Here is a 21,219-nt window from a genome sequence, read left to right as displayed (position 1 = left end):
GCGCCGGACTCTTTTATTCAAGATCGACGTGGAAGGGCTCAGCTCTTCCGCTGCGGGTCTTCATCCTCGACGGCGGCCTCGTGGTACCAGCCATCGAAATCGGCGTGCTCGCCGCGAAGCGCGGCAAGCTCTGCCGCGAATTTGGCCTTGGCGCCTAAATTTAAGGCAGACCTGCGCGCTGCCAGCGGGAACATCAGGATTTTCGCCGACGGACGCGATTGCGTGACTTGCATTGCCGGTCTCCCCGCTTTTTCAGGCGCTCGTTGATTCAGCTTTCACCAAAATAGGTCCTGCGATTCATTTAGGCAATATGCCTATGAAAAGATCATGATTTGCCTATGATTTAAGCAATATTGCTGCCTGGATCATCCGCAAGCATTGCTGAGGCGGCTCATTAAAATAATCGCCTGGGCACGATCATTTTGCCGCACCCTGCGAGAGCCGAGTGGCACACGAATTGCTTTTTATCCATCGGCAGGCCGGCCTGTTTCGGCCATGCATCGACATCCGCCTGCTTGCGGTGTCCAAGCAACGAGAGGCTCTAGAATGACCAAATACAAGCTCGAGTATATCTGGCTCGATGGATACACCCCGGTCCCGAATCTTCGCGGCAAGACGCAGATCAAGGAATTCGCTGAGTTCCCGACGCTCGAGCAGTTGCCGCTGTGGGGTTTCGACGGATCCTCGACGCAGCAGGCCGAGGGCCACAGCTCCGATTGCGTGCTGAAGCCGGTCGCGGTCTATCCCGATCCGGCCCGCACCAACGGCGTGCTCGTCATGTGCGAAGTCATGATGCCCGACGGTGTTACGCCGCATGCATCCAACAAGCGCGCCACTATCCTCGACGACGAAGGCGCCTGGTTCGGCTTCGAGCAGGAGTATTTCTTCTACAAGGACGGCCGTCCGCTCGGCTTCCCCGAGAGCGGCTATCCCGCACCGCAGGGGCCGTACTATACCGGAGTCGGCTACTCGAATGTCGGCTCCGTTGCGCGCCAGATCGTCGAGGAACATCTTGATCTCTGCCTCGCGGCCGGCATCAACCATGAAGGCATCAACGCCGAAGTGGCGAAGGGGCAGTGGGAATTCCAGATATTCGGCAAGGGTTCCAAAAAGGCCGCCGACCAGATGTGGATGGCCCGCTATCTGATGCAGCGCTTGACCGAAAAGTACGGCATCGACATCGAATACCACTGCAAGCCCCTCGGCGACACCGACTGGAACGGCTCGGGCATGCATGCCAATTTCTCGACCACCTATATGCGTGAAGTCGGCGGCAAGGCCTATTTCGAAGCGCTGATGGCGGCTTTCGACAAGAACCTGATGGACCACATCGCCGTCTACGGCCCGGACAACGACAAACGTCTGACCGGCAAGCACGAGACCGCGCCGTGGAACAGGTTCAGCTATGGCATCGCCGATCGCGGCGCCTCGATCCGCGTCCCGCATTCGTTCGTCAAGAACGATTACAAGGGCTATCTGGAAGACCGCCGTCCGAACTCGCAGGGCGACCCCTACCAGATCGCCTCGCAGATCCTGAAGACGATCGCTTCGGTGCCGGCGAGCGCAGAGATTTCGGCCGCCGCCTGATCCGTTTTATGGCGCGCTTCAATGCGCGGCAGATGGATATTCTTGCAATACAGGCCTGGGCGGAAGCGCCCGGGCCTTTCTTTTTACCGACCCGACATGACGCCACGCGCGGTCAGCGTCGTCACCGACTGCCCCGGAGCGGCGAATTCCCCCAAAAAAAGTCAGGTTGAAAAACAACGAGCGGTTTCATCAAAACGAGCGGCTTTGGCTGACGCTCCTTGCCGCTACTCGTCTCGTGCGGTTCCAAGTTTTCATTGAAAAAGCCCGGAAAACAGCCTGTTTCAGCTCGGTTCGTACGCGGCGGTCCTTAATATAAGCCACTGTTCATACATTGAAATCGGCGATTTATGCCTCCGTGTGGCGGCGTTGACAGGCTACGCCGCGGCATGCGTATTCGTGGCCTTGGGGTTACGCCAAGCGATGCTGTTCGAACGGGGCGGGGGTTTCGTGAACGACGGCATTGGCGGGGGCGCCGGACGAGCGGGCATTGCAGCCTGAGGCAGTGTGCCGCTCGCTCCTGGCGATTGATTGCGTCCCCCAAAAAAGCAAGTTGACCATCGTTGCGTGGCTGGCCGCACGCAATCCATCGATGAGCCTTTTGGATCAGCAAAAAGCCCTTGAAGGGGGAAAACCTTCAAGGGCCTTGAAACATTATTCGAGCGGAATCCTAGACCGAATAGTACATGTCGTACTCGACCGGATGCGGGGTCATTTCGAAGCGCATCACTTCGGCCATCTTGAGCTCGATATAGCTATCGATCTGGTCGTCGTCGAAGACGCCGCCGGCCTTCAGGAAGCCGCGGTCCTTGTCGAGGCTCTGGAGCGCTTCGCGCAGCGAACCGCAGACGGTCGGGATCTTCTTCAGTTCCTTCGGCGGCAGGTCGTAGAGATCCTTGTCCATCGGCTGTCCCGGATGGATCTTGTTCTTGATGCCGTCGAGACCTGCCATCAGCATGGCGGCGAAAGCGAGGTAGGGGTTCGCGCCCGGATCGGGGAAGCGGACTTCGACGCGCTTGGCCTTTGGTGAGCTGCCGAACGGGATGCGGCAGGAAGCCGAACGGTTGCGCGCCGAATAGGCGAGCAGCACCGGCGCCTCGTAGCCCGGCACCAGGCGCTTGTAGGAGTTGGTCAGCGGGTTGGTGAAGGCGTTGATCGCCTTGGCATGCTTGATGATGCCGCCGATGTAGAACAGGCAGCTCTCCGAAAGACCGGCATATTCATTGCCGGCGAAAGTCGGCTTGCCGCCTTTCCAGATCGACTGGTGAACGTGCATGCCCGAGCCGTTATCGCCGAAGATCGGCTTCGGCATGAAGGTGGCCGTCTTACCATAGGCATTGGCGACCTGGTGCACGACGTACTTGTAGATCAGCATCTTGTCGGCGTTGCGGACAAGCGTGTCGAACTTGATGCCGAGCTCGTGCTGGGCGGCTGCCACCTCGTGGTGGTGCTTTTCGACGCGCACGCCCATTTCGGCGAGTACGGTCAGCATTTCGGAGCGCATGTCCTGCGCCGAATCGATCGGCGGCACCGGGAAATAGCCGCCCTTGATGCGCGGGCGGTGGCCGAGGTTGCCGGTCTCGTAATCGGTGTCGTCGTTCGACGGCAGTTCCGTCGAATCGAGCTTGAAGCCGGTGTTATACGGATCGGCCTTGTATTTCACGTCGTCGAACACGAAGAACTCGGCTTCCGGGCCGACATAGATGGTGTCGCCGATGCCTTCCGACTTCATGTAGGCCTCGGCCTTCTTGGCGGTGCCGCGCGGGTCGCGGTTGTAGGATTCGCCCGAGACCGGATCGAGAATGTCGCACAGGATGACCATGGTCGACTGCGCGAAGAACGGATCCATGTGGACGGTGTCCGGATCGGGCATCAGCACCATGTCGGATTCGTTGATGGCCTTCCAGCCGGCGATCGAGGAGCCGTCGAACATGACACCGTCGGCGAACATGTCTTCCTCGACCTCGACGACATCCATGGTGACGTGCTGCAGCTTGCCCTTCGGGTCGGTGAAGCGCAGGTCGACGAATTTCACGTCGTTGTCCTTGATCTGCTTCATGATGTCTTTGGCTGTCGTCATGTCATGTAATCCCTGTGTGCTGACGTTTTTTGATAGATGACGTTTCTTAGAGGATGGCCGGCTCGGATCAAACCGCGTCCATTCCGGTTTCGCCGGTGCGGATGCGCACCACTTCCTCGATGTTGGAGACGAAGATCTTGCCGTCGCCGATGCGGCCGGTCTGGGCCGCCTTGCGGATTGCCTCGATCGCGCCTTCCACGGCATCGTCGCCAAGGACGACCTCGATTTTCACCTTGGGCAGGAAATCGACGACATATTCAGCGCCGCGGTAGAGTTCGGTATGACCCTTCTGGCGGCCGAAGCCTTTGGCCTCGGTCACCGTAATGCCTTGCAGTCCGGCCTCCTGAAGCGCTTCCTTCACTTCGTCCAGCTTGAATGGCTTGATGATCGCTTCGATCTTTTTCATGTAAAAAGTGGCCTCCACTGCCAAAAAAACGGGTTGTGAGCCCCCGCTTGCGCCTCAATCAAGCACGAACTGTGCCAGTCGGAGGGAACAGAAGCGGTGTCATACGATTTCAAAGTCATGTCACGCCCATATGCAAATCCGCGTCATTCGCTGCATCGGAAGCGGCATAGATGGCTGCAGCCTACCCGGCACGACTGTGCATGTCTGCCCAATATTCGGGCAAATTGCTCATCCTGCGGGCAGATCGGTGCCTGCAATCCTCGCGCCGATCGACGTGCTCATGACAGCGCCAACTCCTCCCCGTTTGCGTCGAGCCGAAAACTGGACAATGCTTGATCGAATGCGGATCGGCAATCCATGAGCCACGAACTTCTTACCTCCGCCGAGATGGGCGAGGCGGATCGGCTGACAATTGCAGCAGGTCCAACCGACGGCGTTGGATTGATGCGCCGTGCCGGGCGGGCCGTCGCGACCGAAGTGCTCAGCCGCTATCCCTCGGCAGCGCATGTCCATGTGTTATGCGGCCCGGGCAACAATGGCGGCGACGGTTATGTCGTCGCTCGCATTCTGGCCGGCAGCGGTGTCGCCACCACGGTCTGGACGTCTGGCCCGCCGAGGCTGGGTAGCGACGCGGCACTCGCCGCTGCGGAATGCCCCATCAAGCCCTGGCCGCTATCGGACTTTGATGCCGGTCCCTGCTCGATCGTGGTCGATGCGCTTTATGGGGCAGGGCTGTCCAAGCCGCTGTCCGGCGAAGCCGCCAGGGCGGTCGATCTGGCGGCCAAGCTGAACTTGCGGGTTGTCGCGGTCGACCTGCCTTCCGGCATTTCCGGTGACAGCGGCAAAGTGCTCGGCACATCGTTTTCAGCAGAGCTCACCGTGACCTTCGCGCGCAAGAAGCCCGGCCATCTGCTGCTGCCGGGCCGGGAAAGATGCGGCGAGATCGTGCTTGCCGATATCGGCATCGGGGCGGAGATCATCGCAACGCTGCAGCCCCGCACGTTCGAGAACGGACCAGCGCTTTGGTTGCGCGATTTACCGGTGCCGGCCATCGATGCCCACAAATACAAGCGCGGTCATGTCGGCGTCTTTTCCGGCGGGCCGAGCGCCACCGGCGCCGCGCGGCTCTCAGCCCTTGCCGCTGCCCGAAGCGGGGCAGGGGCGGTGACGGTGCTGTCGCCGGGCAACGCCATGCAGGTCAATGCCGCGCACCTGACCTCGATCATGCTGCGCAAGGCCGACGAAGCTGCCGACATTGAAGCATTCGTCGGGGAGCGCCGGCCATCGGCCTTTGTTCTCGGGCCCGGCTTTGGCATTGGCGAAAAAACCCGGGCGTTCGCACTTGCGCTACTCGCGTCGGGCAAGCCGGCCGCGTCCACCGGAATTGACGGCCTGGTCTTCGACGCCGACGCGATCACCTCGTTTCGTGAGGCGCCGGATGTCTTGTTCGAAGCCGCCCGCAGGCCGGACGCGCCCGCGCTGGTGATGACGCCGCACGAAGGCGAGTTCGCCAGGCTGTTCGCGGACATCGCCGATGACAATGTCTCGTCCAAGCTGGACAAGGCACGCGTGGCGGCCGCGCGCGCCAATGCCGTCATCGTCTACAAGGGCGCCGACACGGTGATCGCCGCTCCCGATGGCAGAGCGGCGATCAATTCCAATGGCGCGGCCTGGCTTGCCACCGCAGGATCGGGCGATGTGTTGTCCGGCATCACGGCCGGCCTGCTTGCCCAAGGCATGCCGGCTTTCGAAGCGGCCTGCGCGGCGGTCTGGATCCATGCCGAGGCCGGCAGTCGGTTCGGGCCGGGGTTGATCGCCGAGGATTTGCCGCTGGCGATGGTGCCGGTGCTGCGCGAACTGGTGGCTGCCAGAGGAGGGCGCTGATCAACCGCACTTGAGCGATGACCTCGATGCCGTTCACAGTGGGATGTTGTCGTGCTTCTTCCAGGGGTTCTGCATATCCTTGTTGCGCAGCATGCGTAGCGCGCGCGCTACGCGGCGGCGGGTCGAATGCGGCATGATCACCTCATCGACATAGCCGCGCTCGGCGGCCACGAAAGGCGACAGGAAGCGGTCTTCGTATGCCTTTGTATGGGCCGCGATCTTTTCGGCATCGCCGATGTCCTTGCGGTAGATGATCTCGACCGCGCCTCTCGCCCCCATGACGGCGATCTGCGCCGTCGGCCAGGCATAGTTCATGTCGCCGCGCAGATGTTTTGACGCCATCACATCATAGGCGCCGCCATAGGCCTTGCGGGTGATGACGGTGATCTTCGGCACGGTCGCCTCGGCATAGGCGAAAAGCAGCTTGGCGCCGTGCTTGATCAGCCCGCCATATTCCTGCGCCGTGCCCGGCAAAAAGCCTGGAACATCGACAAAGGTGACGATGGGAATAGAAAAACAGTCGCAGAAGCGCACGAAGCGCGCCGCCTTGCGGCTGGCGTCGGAATCGAGCACGCCGGCCAGCACCATCGGCTGGTTGGCGACAAAGCCAACGGTACGGCCTTCGACCCGGCCGAAACCGGTGACGATGTTCTTGGCAAAACTCTGCTGGATTTCGAAGAAGTCACCTTCGTCGGCGACCTTCAGGATCAATTCCTTGATGTCGTAAGGCTTGTTGGCGTTGTCGGGGATCAGCCGGTCGAGCGACATGTCATGGTCGGTGACCGACTGGTAGCATTCGATCTCGGGGATCTCCGACGTGTTGGAAGCTGGCAACAGGTCGATCAGCCGCCGCATCTGCAAGAGCGCCTCGACGTCATTGTCATAGGCGCCGTCGGCGATCGAGGACTTCGTCGTGTGCACCGACGCGCCGCCGAGGCTCTCGGCGGTCACCGTCTCATTGGTTACGGTCTTCACCACGTCCGGTCCGGTGACGAACATGTAGGAGGTGTCGCGCACCATGAAGATGAAGTCGGTCATGGCGGGCGAATAGACGTCACCGCCGGCGCATGGGCCCATGATGACCGAAATCTGCGGAATGACGCCGGACGCAAGCACGTTGCGCTGAAAGATCTCGGCATAGCCGCCGAGGGCTGCCACGCCCTCCTGGATACGCGCCCCGCCGGCGTCGTAGAGGCCGATGATTGGCGCATGGTTGCGCAGCGCCATCTCCTGCACCTTGATGACCTTCTCGGCATGGGCTTCCGACAGCGAACCGCCGAAGACGGTGAAATCCTTGGCGAAGAGGTAAACGGGACGGCCATTGACCGTGCCCCAGCCGGTGACGACGCCATCGCCGGCGATCTTTGTCTTCTCCATGCCGAAATCGGTCGAGCGGTGCTCGACATACATGTCGAATTCCTCGAATGAGCCTTCGTCGAGAAACACTTCGATGCGTTCGCGCGCGGTGAGCTTGCCCTTCTTGTGCTGCGCATCGATGCGGGCCTGGCCCCCACCCATGCGGGCGATGTCGCGCCGCCGCTCGAGTTCCTTCAGCACGTCCTTCATCGCTTGGTCCCCAAAATCGGAAGCTTCGTTTGTGGTAATGATGCCAGTCGGGGAGTGCAAGCGTCGGCTTTTGGCTGGTTTTTGCTGCACCGCAATATCGCGCCCCTTGCATTCCGGGGCGAACTCAGCCATATGCAGCCCATAGGCGCTTGGGCCGGGAGATTCCGGCCTTCTCGACAAATGAGACTGGTTGCGTCTGTTTTCCCTCTTTCCGGTATATCGGCCCTCTTCCGATACATCACAAAGTGGCGAAAAAGCCCCGTGGCATGATGCCTGCGGGCACGGCAGCGCAGCCGAGTGGACGCACGCGTCCGCCCGCCTTGTCGTTTCATATAAAATTTTCGACGGCAGGTTGCGCCCTGCCGCCATTGACGTTTGCGGCCAGAGGCCGCGTGAAAGAAGATTATTTTGACCAACGAAAACACATTGCCCGGCAACGACACCGCGGAACTCTCCGGTTTCGCGGCGCTGGGAATTACCGGTGCGCTGCTCAAGGCCACCCACAATGCCGGCTTCGCCGAACCGAAGCCGATCCAGATGCAGGCGATCCCGCCGCAGCTGGAAGGCCGTGATATTTTCGGCATCGCCCAGACCGGCTCCGGCAAGACCGCTGCCTTCGCGCTGCCGATCCTGTCGAAGATCATCGCACTCGGCACCAAGCGGCGCGCCAAGACGACCCGCGCGCTCATCCTGGCGCCGACCCGCGAACTCGCGGTGCAGATCGAGGACACCATCAAGATCCTCGCCAAGGGCGCGCATGTCTCGACGGCACTCGTGCTGGGCGGTGTCTCGCGCTTCAGCCAGGTGAAGAAGGTTGCTCCCGGCGTCGATATCCTCATCGCCACGCCCGGCCGGTTGACCGACCTGGTGCGCGAGGGCGACCTCATCCTCTCCGACACCAAATGGCTGGTGCTGGACGAGGGCGACCGCATGCTCGACATGGGCTTCATCAACGATGTCAAGCGCATCGCCAAGGCGACCGCGCCCGATCGTCAGACGGCGCTGTTCTCGGCCACCATGCCGGACGAGATCGCCGAACTCGCCAAGGGCCTCCTGAAGAACCCGGTCCGCATCGAGGTCTCGCCGCAAAGCACCGCGGCGGCAGAGATCGTCCAGGGCGTCGTCTTCGCCCGCACCAAGCAGAAGCGCCAGGTGCTGTCGACGATGCTCGCCGACGAAGCGATGAAGTCCGTCATCATCTTCTCGCGCACCAAGCATGGCGCGGACCGGGTGACCAAGGACCTGGAACGCGACGGCTTCAAGGCCGCCGTCATTCATGGCAACAAGTCGCAGAATGCCCGTCAGAAGGCACTGAATGATTTCCGTGATGGATCGGTGCGCATTCTGGTCGCGACCGACATCGCCGCGCGCGGCATCGACGTGCCCGGCATCAGCCATGTCGTGAATTTCGACCTGCCGGACGAAGCCGAAAGCTATGTCCACCGTATCGGCCGCACCGGCCGCAACGGTATGGATGGCATCGCGATCACGCTCTGCGATCCTTCGGAGAACAGCAAGCTGCGTCAGGTCGAGCGCATCATCCGCACGAAGCTGCCAATCGTTGCCGACCATCTCGGCAGCCCCGATCCCGCACGCAATCCTGCGGAAAAGAACGAGCGCTTCGAACCCGCCAACGATCGCGACCGCAATGGCCGTCGCGACGGCAGGCGGCCGGGCGGTGAGAAGAAGCCGAACAACGGCTTCGGCAAGAAGCGTTTCGGCGACAAGCCGGCCTTTGCCGGTGAGCGCAAGCCGGAAGGTGCAAAACCCTTCAAGGGCAACAACAAGCGCCGCTTCGGCGGCAAGCGTCCGGCCGCACGGGCTGCCTAACGAAACCTCGCGGCAACCGGCCAGTTCCTAACGGTTGCCTGGTGCCGACTACGAATGAAACGGCGGCTGAACATTGCTTCAGCCGCCGTTTTGTCTTCGAACCTCACTTCGCCACCGCTTCGATCCAGACGGCAATCCGTTGCGCCAGGAATGCGGTGGTGGATGGCGATAGCGCGTCGCCGGCAATGACATGGTTGTCTGGATCGCCAGTGCTTTCGATGGGCACCAGCTCATGCGCGGCACCCCAGCGCGCGGCGATCTCACGCGTGCGGTCGGGTCGCACGACCTTGTCTATATCCGAGAAGATGAACAGGGCGGGAATGGTCGCCTTCTCCACCGGCGCGCCATAGGCAAGGTCGGTCAGCGCCTGCATCGGCATCGTCGCGGCGATCGGATATCTGGTGGTCCAGAATTTCTCATGCAGCGCGTTGCGCGGCGCGAAGCTGCGTTCCTTGCCGGCGACGAGTTCGGCGATCTGCTTGCCCCAGGGCATGGTCAGGATCTCGGCGCCGGATGCTTTCACGCCGAAATTGGGCGAGATGAATGCAATGGCCGCCACACCCTCGGATGCCCCGGGCTGCGTCGCTGCCCAGGCCGCCAGCGCGCCGCCGGTCGACGTTGAGATGACGATCACCTTGTCGCCGATTGCCCGGCCGATGGCGAGCGCCTCCTCATAGTCGTTGATCCAGGCGTTGACGCTGCCTTGCGTCATCGCCGCGCCGTCCTGCCCGTGGCCGGTGAGGCGGGTGTAGAACAGGTTGGCGTCGAGCTGGTCGGCCACGTCGTCGGGCAAGGGTCGGATCTCGCCCTTCGATGCGGAAAAGCCGTGGATGTAGACGATCGACAGCGGTGTCTTTGCGTGCACCATTGGGTTGGCCCAGACGATCTCCTTCTCCAGCCCGTCGCGGATACCGGGTACGGCAGCCTCCACTTTTGCCACATAGGCCTGTGGGTCGTCGCCGATGGCGGAAGGATCGAAATGGATCGTGGTGTCGAAGGGTACGCGTGGACCCAGTAGGAAGGTCAGTGCAAGGACGGCGATCAGGCCCAGCACAGCAAGCACGATCCGTCGCCCCATCGCAGACTCCACGCAACAACATTCAAACTATGGTGGTGGCCATGAACAGGCAACGGCCGTTCAGGCGGCCAAGCCACCAATCCTGTGGGCATTATTTGTTGGGCGGTTTGCGCTCATAATGCAGCGGGCGCGCTTTCCAGCTGGTCGTCAGGCTGATCACCCATCGGCATAGCGGCCTTGGCAGCATGCCGAGAATTTTCAACGGCCAGCTCGTTCTGTACGGGAACGTCACTTCGAAGCCGCCGGATTTGATTCCCCGCACCATGCGGCGCGTCGCGCGGCCGACCGGCATCAGGCCAGGCATCGGCAGCATGTTCTTTTCGGTCAATGGCGTGTCGACAAAACCGGGGTTAATCACCTGGACGCGGATGTTCATCTTGTCGAAATCATATTTCAGCGACTCGGCCAGAATGTTGATAGCCGCCTTGGTACCGCCATAGGCCGCCGTGGTCGGCCAGCCGAAATAGGCGGTCACCGAGCCGACCAGAACGACATGCCCACGCGCGCGCACCCGCATATGCTCGACGACAGGCACCAGCCCATTGATGATGCCGAAATAGTTGACTTCGAAGGAGCGGCGGAAATCCTTGACGACGAGGGACTCTCCGGGTGTCGAGATGTAATTTCCGGCATTGAAGATGGCGAGCACGATCGGCCCGAGGTCGTTCTCGATCGCCGCCACCGTTCTTGCCATGCGCGGCTCGTCGGTGACGTCGCAGGGAAAGGACACGACTTTGCCCGGCATCTGCGCGGTCTCGACGATGAGCGTGTCGATCGGATCGTCGTCCAGCGCTGTCACAGCCACCGCATAGCCTTGTGACGCCAGATCCCTGGCCAGCGAGCGGCCAATGCCGCTGCTGCCGCCGGTGACCCAGGCTACGCCGTGTTTCGGATCGGCCCGATAGAGTGTCATGCTGCGCCCTGCCGAGTTGTTATGTCTTGCTCTAGCGGTGGAGAAATCGAATGAAAAGAGTGCTTCTCGACGCCGGGTGCAAATGAACTGTCCGGTGTCCACCGGTCCCCGGCGACATCCATACACCGCAGCGCCGGAAATGCGACTGGACCAGACGAATTCTTGCCTTGAAACCGAAGCGTTGGGTTTCTAGGGTTTCGGCGCACGCATACAAGGAATCCCGAATGCCCCGTTCAGTGATCGACGCGATCGGCAACACGCCCCTGATCCGCCTCAACAAGGCTTCCGAAGAAACCGGCTGCGAGATCCTGGGCAAGGCCGAGTTCATGAATCCGGGGCAGTCGGTTAAGGATCGCGCCGGCCTGTTCATCATCCGTGATGCCGAACAACGCGGCCTGTTGCAGCCGGGCGGTGTCATCGTCGAGGGAACCGCCGGCAACACCGGCATCGGGCTGACGCTCGTCGCCAAGGCGCTGGGCTATCGCACTGTCATCGTCATTCCGGATACGCAGAGTCAGGAAAAGAAGGACACGATCAGGCTACTCGGCGCCGAGCTGATCGAAGTGCCGGCCGTGCCTTACAGGAATCCCAACAACTACGTAAAACTGTCGGGACGGCTGGCGGAGCAGATGGCCAGGAGCGAACCGAACGGCGCGATCTGGGCCAACCAGTTCGACAATGTCGCCAACCGCGATGGCCATATCCGCACCACGGCCGAGGAAATCTGGGCCCAGACCGGCGGCAAGGTCGACGGTTTTGTCTCGGCGGTGGGGTCGGGCGGAACGCTGGCCGGTGTCGGGCTCGGATTGAAGGCCAAGAGCAAGAACGTCAAGATCGCGCTCGCCGACCCTCTCGGCGCCGCGCTCTACAGTTTCTACACCAGCGGCGAGCTGAAGTCAGAAGGCAGTTCGATTACCGAAGGCATCGGGCAGGGGCGCATCACCGCCAACCTCGAAGGCTTCACGCCTGACTTCTCCTACCAGATCAGGGATGAGGACGCGCTGCCGATCGTCTTTGACCTGATCCAGGAGGAAGGCCTGTGCGTCGGCGGCTCGACCGGCATCAACATCGCCGGCGCGATGCGGCTGGCTGCGGAATTGGGTCCGGGCCACACCATCGTGACGATCCTTTGCGACTACGGGACGCGCTACCAGTCGAAGCTATTCAACCCCGAATTCCTGCGCGAAAAGCAACTGCCGGTACCAGGCTGGATGGAATTGCAGAGCAAGATTTCAGTGCCCTTCGAGAAGGTCACGTGATGGCGCACCGGACCGAAGCGCTGTTTCGCGACGACGCCTATCTCCGCACGGCGGATGCCACGGTCGTCGCCATCAATGAGCGCGGCGGCATCATCCTCGACCGGACGATCTTCTATGCCACTTCCGGCGGCCAGCCGGGCGATAGCGGCACGTTGGAGCGTGCCGACGGCAGCCGCGTCGCAATTGCCGCCACGATCACTGGCGAGACCAAGAACGAGATCATCCATGTGCCGTCACCGGAGCAGGCCTTGCCGGAGGTGGGCGAGACGGTGAAGCTCGCCATCGACTGGGAGCGCCGGCATCTGCTGATGCGCATGCACGCGGCTTGCCACCTGCTCACCGTTGTCTGCCCGTTCCCGATCACCGGGGCGGCGGTTTCCGAGGACGACAGCCGTGTCGATTTTGACATTCCAGACGCCAGCTTCGCCAAGGAAGAGGTGACCGCCGGCATGATGGATCTGGTGCGGGCCGATCACCCCATCTTCACCAGGCTGATCAGCGACGAGGAATTGGCCGCGAATCCTGGCTTGGTGAAGTCCAAGAACGTCCGACCGCCTGTTGGCACCGGCAAGATCCGTCTGGTCTGCATCGGTGACAATGCCTCGGTGGACAGCCAGCCCTGCGGCGGCACCCATGTGAGGAGCACCGGCGAAATCGGCGAAATCCACATCGGCAAGATCGAAAAGAAGGGCCGGGAGAACAGGCGCTTCCGCATCCGCTTCGGCCCGATGCCGGCGAACTGAACAGACAGACACCATCAAAAGGCGGCAGGAGAAAAGAATGGCCGAAGACAGTCCTTTTACCGTCGATGCGGACTGGCTGCAGGAACGCCTCGGCCAGCCGGGCCTGACGATCATTGACGCCTCCTGGTATCTGCCTGCACAAAAGCGCGACGCGCGCGCCGAGTATGATGCGGCTCACATTCCTGGCGCCCGTTTCCTGGACCAGGACGCGGTTTCGGATCCTGACGCTGCCTTGCCGCATACACTGCCATCCCCGCAGTATTTCGCCCAATATGTCGGCGCGATGGGCGTTTCGGCCGATGACACCATCGTCGTCTATGATGGCCCGGGCTTTTTCTCCGCACCGCGGGCATGGTGGATGTTCCGGATCATGGGTGTCTTCCAGACCTATATTCTGGACGGCGGCTTTGATGGCTGGAAGGCGACCGGCCGGCCGGTAACGGCCGAGCCGACGAAGATCGCGCCAAGCGTCTTTCATGCCGATTTCGACGCCGGTCGCGTCGTCGGTCTGGCCGATATGCGCCGGATTGTCGATACAAAGACAGCACAGATCGTCGATGCCCGTGGGCCGGGCCGCTTCACCGGCAGCGAACCCGAGCCCCGCGCTGGCATCCGCTCCGGCCACATGCCGGGCGCGCGCAATGTGCCGTACTCCGCACTGTCGGAAAACGGCAGGCTGCTGCCGAAGGACCGTTTGCGCAAGGTGATAGAGGACGCCGGTATCGACCTATCCAAACCCGTGGTCACATCCTGCGGCTCCGGCGTCACCGCCGCGGTGGTCACGCTGGCGCTGGAGACGCTTGGCCATACCGACAACAGGCTTTATGACGGCTCATGGACCGAGTGGGGCGGATTGCCCAATACACCAGTCGTGACCGGCCCAGCGACCACCGGCCCAGCAACGACCGGCCCAGCAACGACCGGCAAGGAATGAATTGATGGAAAACGGCGTGCTGCAGGACATTGAGGTCACGGTGACTTTTCTCGAAATGCATGCCCCACCGCCCGTCTCGCCACCGGTACCCTACAACCGCCAGGTCGCGCTGCTGAAAACCAGGGACATTCCCTTGCACTTCTATCGCTACCTGATGGACCGGGTGGGACGCAAATGGCACTGGGTGAATGTTCTGAGGCTGAATGACGATGAGCTGTCAGCCGGAATCCACCGCGAGGATCGCGACATCAGGGTGCTCTATCTCGACGGTGCGCCGGCCGGCTTCTTCGATCTCAAGCCGCATCTGCCCGAGGAAGTCGAACTCGCCTATTTCGGCATGATGGAACATGCCACCGGTCAAGGCATCGGCCGCTGGTTCCTTGGTTCGGCGATTGCCGCAGCATGGTCGTATGGGCCGAAAAGGGTGACGGTGCAGACCTGCACGCTCGACCACCCGGCCGCGCTACCGCTCTACCAGAAGCTCGGTTTCAAGCCGGTGGCGCAGAAGAAGGAAGTCGTGCATCCCCTGCCTTTCGCCGAGCGCTCGGCCAGCGTCATGCGGCCGTAAGTTCAGCCGGAATCCGCCGCCGCTTCGATGATTCATCAAGGGATTGTCGAACTGATTAGCCGATTAACGATTTCGGTGGCCCTCCCGGAGCTCGAAGGGAGGATCCGACATCGGATCGGCTCATGCACGCTTGGCAGGAATCGGGTGGGAAGCACGGCGGCGAGCGCATAGTTTCCGGTCGCCAGTACCGGAGATCTTACGATGACCATCCAATTCACAGCTCTGCCGACCGAAAATGTCAGGGCGCTGCAGCGCGGCGGCCCCGATGCCTATGGCCGTACGCCCGAGCGGAAAATCTCTGACGGCGACGGGATGCCTTGCCGTCATTGTCTCAGGAATATCGCCGCCGGCGATGTCTATCTCATCCTCGCCTACCGGCCATTTCCAGACCCTCAGCCCTATGCAGAAACCGGGCCGATCTTCCTGCATGCCCAGGAATGCGAGCGTGCCGTCGGGACAAGGGAGCCGCCGGAGATCCTCGACAGCCCGGACTATATCGTGCGCGGCTATGGCGGCGATGATCGCATCGTCTACGGCAGCGGTGGCATTATCCCGACCGGAGCAATTGCCGCACGAGCCGAGACTTTGTTGGAGCGTGAGGACATTGCCTATGTGCATGTCCGCTCGGCGCGCAACAATTGCTATCAGTGCCGCATCGAGCGCGCATAAGATCAAGGGATTGGCGGCAGAAAGTCTCTGTCGCACTGCTGTCGCATAGACGCGCTAGAAAGCCAGTGTCGATCGATTGGCCGACCGCGGATGAACCGGCGGCAATCTTGATATCGAGGAAGCGGGGCTTTGGCTCCGCTTTTTTGTTGCCCGCGTTCGGCCCTAACGTCTTTCGCCGCAAAAAAGCCCGCCGGCATGGCCGACGGGCTTCGACTGTTTGCCTGGAGGGGGCTTAGTTGAACTTGTACTTCGCGCCGATACGCACGGTATGGAAGGAAGCCTTGGAAGTGATGGAGTCGTCGGGGAGGCCGAGATCCGACGAGAAATCCTTCTTGGCAAACTGCGAATAGCGGTATTCCAGACCGAGCGTGACGTTGCTCGACACTGCCGTTTCCAGGCCACCACCGACTGAGAAGCCGCTGGAACCCCAGTCGATGATATCACCGACCGGATCGGAAGCGTTCAGATCGAAATGCTGCCAGCTATAGCCAGCCAGTGCATAGGCAAGGGTCGATTCGTTCATCTTCATGCCGACGCGGCCCAGCACATCGAAGCCGTAGTCCGTATCCAGATTGATCGAGCCGCCTGGGATGTCGAGCTGGCTGGTCATGCCCGAATAACGAGCATCGACCATGACACCCGCAACCCAGCTGCCGAAGTCATGATCATAGCCGACGTTCAACTCGCCAAGCACGCCTTCACCACCAAGGCCGTTGAACTTGGCACCGAGAAGCGGCGGGATTTCGAGCTGGTGCACCGATGCGCCGGCGCCCAAGCCACCACCGATATAGAAGCCGGTCCAGTTGTAGGCGGGTGTTTCAAACGAAGCGGCGGCTCCGTTCTGCGCACCGAAGCGATAGCTGGCGGCAACCTGGAATGTGTGACGCGACGTGTCGAGATTGAGTGCGCCGTCCGGCGAAGGAATGCCAGCTTCGGAAAGGAGATCGTCCTTGGTGCCGAAGCGGGTGTAGCGGTATTCTGTTTTGATCGTCCAGTTGCTGTTGATCGCGGTTTCGAGACCACCGCCGACGAAATATCCGCTCTGGTCCCAATCGAAGCCGAAACCGGCATTGGTATCGAGCTTGTACTTCTGCCAGGAATAGCCGCCCATGACGTAGCCCAGCGTAGTCGGCGTGATCAGGTAACCAGCACGCAAACCGGCATCGAAGCCGTATGTCTCCTGAATAGACGCGTCGAAAGGGCCGACATCCAGCGACGTTTCAATGTTGCCAACATGGACATCGACAAGCCCACCCAGAAGGAAGCGGGGCGACACCATATAGTCGTAACCAGCGGTAAGTTCGCCGTAGACCCCTTCACCGCCGATGCCATCCAAAGACAGACCGGGGATGAAATCGCTGCTGAGCTTGTGCGAGTTGGCTCCGGCGCCGATACCGAAGCCAACATAAACGCCACTCCAGTTAAAACCGGATGCCTCGACCGGTTGCACAACATCAGCGGCATGCGCGACTGACATAATTGCCACCGCCGATACTGCACTAAGAAGAATAGATTTCGCTGAAACGCGAAGAAACATAGCCCGTACCCCTAATCAATAAGCCCAAGATGTTCCTAGCAGGGAGTCGGCCAAGACGGGTATGACAAAAATGCAACAATAGGGGGTAAAGTGCCCTTACGGCACACGCTTCGATGGTCCTCTGGGAAGCGGGTTTGGCGCATCATTGCCCAAAGCAAAAAGCCCGCCGGAGTGAACCGGCGGGCAAGAGTGTGAGTTGACTTTTTCTGGGTATATTCCGGGTATATTAAGCCGCCAGCACTGCTTTCGGCTCGACCAGTTCGTAGCCGAGCGCTTCGGCGACCGCGCGGTTGGTGATCTTGCCCTTGTGGACATTCAGGCCGTTGCGCAGGTGATGGTCATCGACCAGAGCCTTCAGGCCCTTGTCCGCGAGTTGCAGACCATAGTGCAGCGTCGCGTTGTTGAGCGCGTGGGCCGAGGTGACCGGCACGGCACCTGGCATGTTGGCAACGCAGTAGTGGATCACGCCGTCGACCTCGTAGGTGGGCTCGGCATGGGTGGTGGCGTGCGAGGTCTCGAAGCAGCCGCCCTGGTCGATGGCGACATCGACCAGTACCGAGCCCTTCTTCATGCCGGACAGCATTTCGCGGCTGACGAGCTTCGGTGCGGCGGCGCCCGGAATGAGCACGGCGCCGACGACGATGTCGGCCGAGAAGCATTCTTCCTCGAGCGCCTCGACGGTCGAGTAACGGGTGTGGACCCGGCCGGCGAAGAGGTCGTCAAGCTGGCGCAGGCGCGGGATCGAGCGGTCGATGATGGTGACATCGGCGCCAAGGCCGGCGGCCATACGGGCCGCGTGCAGGCCAACGACGCCGCCGCCAAGCACGGTGACCTTGCCCGGCAGCACGCCGGGTACGCCGCCGAGCAGCACGCCGCGGCCGCCATTGGCCTTCTGCAGCGCCGTGGCGCCGGCCTGGATCGACAAGCGGCCGGCGACTTCCGACATCGGGGCCAGCAGCGGCAGGCCGCCACGATCGTCGGTCACGGTTTCGTAGGCGATCGCCGTCACGCCCGAGGCGAGCAGGCCCTTGGTCTGCTCCGGATCCGGAGCCAAATGGAGATATGTGTACAGGATCTGGCCTTCGCGCAGCTGTGCCCATTCATTGGGCTGCGGCTCCTTGACCTTGACGATCATGTCCGACTTGGCGAACACGTCGGCGGCCGTCTTGGCGATGATGGCGCCGGCGGCGCGGTAGGCGTTGTCATCGGCGCCGATGCCGGCGCCCGCGCCGGTCTCGACCAGCACTTCATGGCCATGGGCGACATATTCGCGTACCGAGCCCGGCGTCAGGCCGACACGGTATTCGTGGTTCTTGATTTCCTTGGGGCAGCCGATGCGCATTTTCTTCTCCTGATCCGGGCCCTTTTGGGCTCACTCCCTGTAGTGCTGGAGTGAACCATGAATCGGCGTGCAGGTGTTTGCGAATGCGCTTGCGCGAACAGGCCGGTTTCGATATTTGTTGCAAAAAATAAACGGATTTTCGCAGGAATCACGAAAAATGCCGCTCGACAGGATTGATATCGCCATTCTCGAGACTTTGCAGAAGGACGGGCGGATGCCGAACGCGGCCCTTGCCGAGAAGGTTGGCCTGTCGCAGTCGGCCTGCTCGCGGCGGCTCGACAATTTGGAGAAGTCCGGAACCATCCGCGGCTATCACGCCCGGCTGTCCAACGCGGCCCTTGGCCACCAGATGACGGCGATCGTCCACATATCGCTCTCCGGCCAGTTCGAAAAGACGCTGTCGGATTTCGAGGCGGCGATCAAACGCTGCCCCAACGTGCTGTCGTGCCACCTGATGTCGGGCGAGTACGACTATATCCTGAGGATCGCGGCCAAGGATCTCGTCGACTACGAGCGCATCCACAAGGAATGGCTGTCGGCGATGCCGCATGTGACGAAGATCAATTCGTCCTTCGCCCTGCGCGAAATCGTCGACCGGACGGCAATGGGTCTGAAGCCGGAGATGGCCTAGAGCCCTATACCGTGGCCGCCTCCGTCACGATCCGATCCATCGGGATGTCGTGCGGCTGCGGATAAATGGTGGCGATGCGCTGCAATTCGTAGCCGACACCGATGACCAGTGGCTTGAACGGCATGGCGGCCAGCGTACGGTCGAAGAAGCCGCCGCCATAGCCCAGGCGATAGCTTGCCGGATCAATGCCGACAATGGGCGAGATGACGATGTCCGGCAGCACCGGATCACCCTCTGCCGGAATCGGGATGTTCCAGACGCCCTTTTCCAACCGGTCGCCCGGTTTGTAGGCGCGGAAGATCAGCGGTTGCCCTTTCTCGACAACGATGGGCAGCGCGGTGCGACCGCCACGCTCATTGACGGACGCCATCCAGGGCCGCAGATCCGGCTCGCCGCGAAACGGCCAGTAAAGGCTGACCATGCGGCCCGCGATCTCGCCGACAAGTGCATCCAGCCCGCCGGCGATGCGTTGCGACATTGCTGTTCGGGCGTCGGCGGAAACTTCAAGCCGGGCGGCGATTAGCCTTTCGCGCTCGGCTTTGCGCCAACGCCGCACGTCGGTCCAGTCGCTGAGTGGTGCCTGGAACGCAGGGTCGAGCTCGTGCATGAAGCAGGGCGGCGAAGAGTATTGCGCCGGGCCCTGGTTGTCATGATCGTTAGCCATGCCTCACCTCATCTCATGTTCGATGACGCTATACCTCGCGATACGATAGAACATGTGCATTCACGACATGGAACGACGAGTCTCAAGCACTGTCCTGCCATTGTTGCATTGCACAAGATACCTACATCTAGGGCAGGCAATCTTGCCCATCAGGGGTGAATCAAATGAGCGATGCCAGACATCATGTCGTCGTCGTCGGTGCCGGGTTCGGCGGTCTCGAATTCACCCGCGCACTGGCCGGTGCACCGGTGCGCATTACCATGATCGACAAGCGCAACCATCATCTGTTCCAGCCGCTGCTCTATCAGGTGGCAACCACGGCGCTGGCAACCTCGGAGGTTGCCTGGCCGATCCGCCATCTCCTGCGCAAGCGCAAGGATGTGACGACACTGCTCGCCAATGTCACGGGTGTCGACCGGTCCGGCAAACGCGTTCTGCTCGACGACGGCAGCGCCGTCGCCTACGACACGCTGGTGCTCGCCACCGGCGCGCGCCATGCCTATTTCGGCCATGACGAATGGGAGCCTTTCGCGCCGGGCCTGAAGACTTTGGAGGATGCCACCACCATTCGGCGCCGCATTCTTCTGGCCTTCGAGCAGGCGGAGCGGGAATCTGACCCTGCCAGGCGCCAAGCGCTGCTGACCATTGTCATCGTCGGCGGCGGGCCGACCGGGGTCGAACTCGCCGGAACCATTGCCGAACTGGCACATGACACGCTGCGCGGCGAATTCCGCAACATCGATACGCGCCAGACGCGGGTGGTGCTGATCGAGGCCGGCGACCGCATTCTGGCCAATTTCGCGCCAAAGCTCTCCGACTACGCTCGGAAGGCGCTGGAACGGCTTGGCGTTTCGGTCGAGCTCGGCCGGGCCGTTACGCGCTGCGATGCCGACGGCGTGGTTTTTGGCGACACGATTCTGCCGGCCCGCACGATCCTGTGGGCAGCCGGCGTTGCCGCTTCGCCAGCCGCCGAATGGCTGGAAGCGAAGGCGGATCGGGCGGGCAGGGTGTTGGTCGAGCCTGATCTCAGCGTGCCCGGCAGCCCGGAGATTTTTGTCATCGGCGACGCCGCCCACGTGCTGCGGCCCGACGGGCGGCCGGTGCCCGGCGTCGCGCCTTCCGCCAAGCAGGAGGGACGGCATGTTGCCGCGACCGTCAAGGCCAGGCTTGCCGGCGACACCAGCCCGCGGCCTTTCCACTACAAGCACGCCGGCGATCTGGCGACGATCGGCAAGCGCGCCGCCGCCATTGATTTCGGCTGGATCAAGCTCACCGGTTGGCTTGCGTGGTGGCTTTGGGGCATTGCACATATCTATTTCCTGATCGGTTTTCGCAATCGGCTTGCGGTTTCGCTGAGCTGGCTATGGATCTACGTCACAGGCCAGCGCAGCGCCCGGCTGATCACCCAGGGCGACGACGACAAGACCTGACTTTCTTCACCGCGCCTTTCATCCGGCCGTCATCTGTTGCTGATGGATTGGCGTGCCAATGCGCGCGACTTCTTGAGTGGACTTGAGCTGATTTCAGCGCG

19 protein-coding genes are annotated in these 21,219 nt (G+C 61.7%); 10 read left to right on the top strand and 9 right to left on the bottom strand.

What is annotated here, in order from left to right; all coding sequences use genetic code 11:
* Nucleotides 1–38: 38 nt before the first annotated feature.
* Nucleotides 39–233, bottom strand: a complete 195-nt coding sequence (locus FJ543_RS04730; RefSeq protein ID WP_140873988.1) for a DUF2735 domain-containing protein — start codon at nt 231–233, stop codon at nt 39–41.
* A gap of 313 nt (nt 234–546) precedes the next feature.
* On the opposite strand from FJ543_RS04730, the gene FJ543_RS04725 reads away from it, so the two are divergent.
* Nucleotides 547–1,587, top strand: a complete 1,041-nt coding sequence (locus FJ543_RS04725; protein ID WP_015317962.1) for a glutamine synthetase beta-grasp domain-containing protein — start codon at nt 547–549, stop codon at nt 1,585–1,587.
* Nucleotides 1,588–2,254: 667 nt separating this feature from the next.
* Here FJ543_RS04725 and glnA read toward each other — a convergent pair.
* Both glnA and FJ543_RS04715 read right to left on the bottom strand, forming a co-directional pair.
* Entirely contained in the window at nt 2,255–3,664 is a 1,410-nt protein-coding gene (gene glnA, locus FJ543_RS04720; RefSeq protein ID WP_015317961.1) for a type I glutamate--ammonia ligase, read from the bottom strand.
* A 67-nt stretch (nt 3,665–3,731) separates the two neighbouring features.
* A complete protein-coding gene (locus FJ543_RS04715; RefSeq protein ID WP_006205430.1) occupies nt 3,732–4,070 on the bottom strand; it encodes a P-II family nitrogen regulator in 339 nt (112 codons plus the stop codon).
* Nucleotides 4,071–4,427: 357 nt separating this feature from the next.
* Between FJ543_RS04715 and FJ543_RS04710 the strand changes: the two genes are divergently transcribed.
* The gene (locus FJ543_RS04710) at nt 4,428–5,954 is read left to right on the top strand and encodes an NAD(P)H-hydrate dehydratase (RefSeq protein ID WP_140873986.1); all 1,527 of its coding nucleotides are present in this window, start codon (nt 4,428–4,430) and stop codon (nt 5,952–5,954) included.
* Between the two features lie 33 nt (nt 5,955–5,987).
* On the opposite strand, the gene FJ543_RS04705 is transcribed toward FJ543_RS04710, so the two are convergent.
* Nucleotides 5,988–7,520: an acyl-CoA carboxylase subunit beta gene (locus tag FJ543_RS04705; RefSeq protein ID WP_140873985.1), complete on the bottom strand. Its 1,533-nt coding sequence runs from the start codon at nt 7,518–7,520 to the stop codon at nt 5,988–5,990.
* 408 nt (nt 7,521–7,928) lie between these two features.
* Between FJ543_RS04705 and FJ543_RS04700 the strand changes: the two genes are divergently transcribed.
* Nucleotides 7,929–9,350 (top strand): DEAD/DEAH box helicase, encoded by a 1,422-nt coding sequence (locus tag FJ543_RS04700; protein WP_015317958.1) that lies wholly within the window; start codon nt 7,929–7,931, stop codon nt 9,348–9,350.
* Nucleotides 9,351–9,453: 103 nt separating this feature from the next.
* On the opposite strand, the gene FJ543_RS04695 is transcribed toward FJ543_RS04700, so the two are convergent.
* Together FJ543_RS04695 and FJ543_RS04690 are read right to left on the bottom strand one after the other, a co-directional pair.
* Nucleotides 9,454–10,428 (bottom strand): alpha/beta fold hydrolase, encoded by a 975-nt coding sequence (locus FJ543_RS04695; RefSeq protein WP_140873983.1) that lies wholly within the window; start codon nt 10,426–10,428, stop codon nt 9,454–9,456.
* Between the two features lie 91 nt (nt 10,429–10,519).
* Entirely contained in the window at nt 10,520–11,341 is an 822-nt protein-coding gene (locus tag FJ543_RS04690) for an SDR family oxidoreductase (RefSeq protein ID WP_140619562.1), read from the bottom strand.
* Between the two features lie 224 nt (nt 11,342–11,565).
* Here FJ543_RS04690 and FJ543_RS04685 point away from each other — a divergent pair, with 224 nt between their 5' ends.
* The 5 genes from FJ543_RS04685 to FJ543_RS04665 all read left to right on the top strand — a co-directional run bounded on the left by FJ543_RS04685 (nt 11,566) and on the right by FJ543_RS04665 (nt 15,514).
* Nucleotides 11,566–12,600, top strand: a complete 1,035-nt coding sequence (locus FJ543_RS04685) for a cysteine synthase A (protein ID WP_140717259.1) — start codon at nt 11,566–11,568, stop codon at nt 12,598–12,600.
* On the top strand, nt 12,600–13,343 hold the full coding sequence (locus tag FJ543_RS04680) for an alanyl-tRNA editing protein (RefSeq protein ID WP_140873981.1): 744 nt from the start codon (nt 12,600–12,602) through the stop codon (nt 13,341–13,343). The genes FJ543_RS04685 and FJ543_RS04680 overlap by 1 nt, the downstream gene beginning before the upstream one ends.
* A 37-nt stretch (nt 13,344–13,380) precedes the next feature.
* Nucleotides 13,381–14,277 carry a 3-mercaptopyruvate sulfurtransferase gene (gene sseA, locus FJ543_RS04675; RefSeq protein ID WP_140873979.1) on the top strand — a complete coding sequence of 299 codons (897 nt, stop codon included), beginning with the start codon at nt 13,381–13,383 and terminating at the stop codon, nt 14,275–14,277.
* A 4-nt stretch (nt 14,278–14,281) separates the two neighbouring features.
* Nucleotides 14,282–14,845: a GNAT family N-acetyltransferase gene (locus FJ543_RS04670; protein WP_015317952.1), complete on the top strand. Its 564-nt coding sequence runs from the start codon at nt 14,282–14,284 to the stop codon at nt 14,843–14,845.
* A gap of 201 nt (nt 14,846–15,046) precedes the next feature.
* Nucleotides 15,047–15,514 (top strand): DUF1203 domain-containing protein, encoded by a 468-nt coding sequence (locus tag FJ543_RS04665; protein WP_140664374.1) that lies wholly within the window; start codon nt 15,047–15,049, stop codon nt 15,512–15,514.
* Between the two features lie 232 nt (nt 15,515–15,746).
* Here FJ543_RS04665 and FJ543_RS04660 read toward each other — a convergent pair whose 3' ends face one another.
* Together FJ543_RS04660 and ald are read right to left on the bottom strand one after the other, a co-directional pair.
* The gene (locus tag FJ543_RS04660) at nt 15,747–17,051 is read right to left on the bottom strand and encodes an outer membrane beta-barrel protein (RefSeq protein WP_140619569.1); all 1,305 of its coding nucleotides are present in this window, start codon (nt 17,049–17,051) and stop codon (nt 15,747–15,749) included.
* A 226-nt stretch (nt 17,052–17,277) separates the two neighbouring features.
* Nucleotides 17,278–18,393 (bottom strand): alanine dehydrogenase, encoded by a 1,116-nt coding sequence (ald, locus tag FJ543_RS04655; RefSeq protein WP_015317949.1) that lies wholly within the window; start codon nt 18,391–18,393, stop codon nt 17,278–17,280.
* 157 nt (nt 18,394–18,550) lie between these two features.
* Between ald and FJ543_RS04650 the strand changes: the two genes are divergently transcribed.
* A complete protein-coding gene (locus FJ543_RS04650; RefSeq protein WP_015317948.1) occupies nt 18,551–19,024 on the top strand; it encodes an Lrp/AsnC family transcriptional regulator in 474 nt (157 codons plus the stop codon).
* A gap of 4 nt (nt 19,025–19,028) precedes the next feature.
* Here FJ543_RS04650 and FJ543_RS04645 read toward each other — a convergent pair whose 3' ends face one another.
* Nucleotides 19,029–19,688: a 5-formyltetrahydrofolate cyclo-ligase gene (locus FJ543_RS04645; protein ID WP_015317947.1), complete on the bottom strand. Its 660-nt coding sequence runs from the start codon at nt 19,686–19,688 to the stop codon at nt 19,029–19,031.
* Nucleotides 19,689–19,852: 164 nt separating this feature from the next.
* On the opposite strand from FJ543_RS04645, the gene FJ543_RS04640 reads away from it, so the two are divergent.
* A complete protein-coding gene (locus tag FJ543_RS04640; RefSeq protein ID WP_140619574.1) occupies nt 19,853–21,118 on the top strand; it encodes an NAD(P)/FAD-dependent oxidoreductase in 1,266 nt (421 codons plus the stop codon).
* Nucleotides 21,119–21,219: the final 101 nt, after the last annotated feature.

Origin of the sequence: Mesorhizobium sp. B2-5-7 (genome assembly GCF_006440875.1) — a bacterium.
GTDB classification, from domain to species: Bacteria; Pseudomonadota; Alphaproteobacteria; order Rhizobiales; family Rhizobiaceae; genus Mesorhizobium; species Mesorhizobium australicum.
This window is presented reverse-complemented; position numbering and strand designations above follow the sequence as displayed.

What these genes read in the sequence shown, in the direction of transcription:
- FJ543_RS04730 (WP_140873988.1), bottom strand. Translation starts at nt 233, where the DNA reads ATGCAAGTCACGCAATCGCGTCCGTCGGCGAAAATCCTGATGTTCCCG.
- FJ543_RS04725 (WP_015317962.1), top strand. Translation starts at nt 547, where the DNA reads ATGACCAAATACAAGCTCGAGTATATCTGGCTCGATGGATACACCCCG.
- glnA (WP_015317961.1), bottom strand. Translation starts at nt 3,664, where the DNA reads ATGACGACAGCCAAAGACATCATGAAGCAGATCAAGGACAACGACGTG.
- FJ543_RS04715 (WP_006205430.1), bottom strand. Translation starts at nt 4,070, where the DNA reads ATGAAAAAGATCGAAGCGATCATCAAGCCATTCAAGCTGGACGAAGTG.
- FJ543_RS04710 (WP_140873986.1), top strand. Translation starts at nt 4,428, where the DNA reads ATGAGCCACGAACTTCTTACCTCCGCCGAGATGGGCGAGGCGGATCGG.
- FJ543_RS04705 (WP_140873985.1), bottom strand. Translation starts at nt 7,520, where the DNA reads ATGAAGGACGTGCTGAAGGAACTCGAGCGGCGGCGCGACATCGCCCGC.
- FJ543_RS04695 (WP_140873983.1), bottom strand. Translation starts at nt 10,428, where the DNA reads ATGGGGCGACGGATCGTGCTTGCTGTGCTGGGCCTGATCGCCGTCCTT.
- FJ543_RS04690 (WP_140619562.1), bottom strand. Translation starts at nt 11,341, where the DNA reads ATGACACTCTATCGGGCCGATCCGAAACACGGCGTAGCCTGGGTCACC.
- FJ543_RS04685 (WP_140717259.1), top strand. Translation starts at nt 11,566, where the DNA reads ATGCCCCGTTCAGTGATCGACGCGATCGGCAACACGCCCCTGATCCGC.
- FJ543_RS04680 (WP_140873981.1), top strand. Translation starts at nt 12,600, where the DNA reads ATGGCGCACCGGACCGAAGCGCTGTTTCGCGACGACGCCTATCTCCGC.
- sseA (WP_140873979.1), top strand. Translation starts at nt 13,381, where the DNA reads ATGGCCGAAGACAGTCCTTTTACCGTCGATGCGGACTGGCTGCAGGAA.
- FJ543_RS04670 (WP_015317952.1), top strand. Translation starts at nt 14,282, where the DNA reads ATGGAAAACGGCGTGCTGCAGGACATTGAGGTCACGGTGACTTTTCTC.
- FJ543_RS04665 (WP_140664374.1), top strand. Translation starts at nt 15,047, where the DNA reads ATGACCATCCAATTCACAGCTCTGCCGACCGAAAATGTCAGGGCGCTG.
- FJ543_RS04660 (WP_140619569.1), bottom strand. Translation starts at nt 17,051, where the DNA reads ATGTTTCTTCGCGTTTCAGCGAAATCTATTCTTCTTAGTGCAGTATCG.
- ald (WP_015317949.1), bottom strand. Translation starts at nt 18,393, where the DNA reads ATGCGCATCGGCTGCCCCAAGGAAATCAAGAACCACGAATACCGTGTC.
- FJ543_RS04650 (WP_015317948.1), top strand. Translation starts at nt 18,551, where the DNA reads ATGCCGCTCGACAGGATTGATATCGCCATTCTCGAGACTTTGCAGAAG.
- FJ543_RS04645 (WP_015317947.1), bottom strand. Translation starts at nt 19,688, where the DNA reads ATGGCTAACGATCATGACAACCAGGGCCCGGCGCAATACTCTTCGCCG.
- FJ543_RS04640 (WP_140619574.1), top strand. Translation starts at nt 19,853, where the DNA reads ATGAGCGATGCCAGACATCATGTCGTCGTCGTCGGTGCCGGGTTCGGC.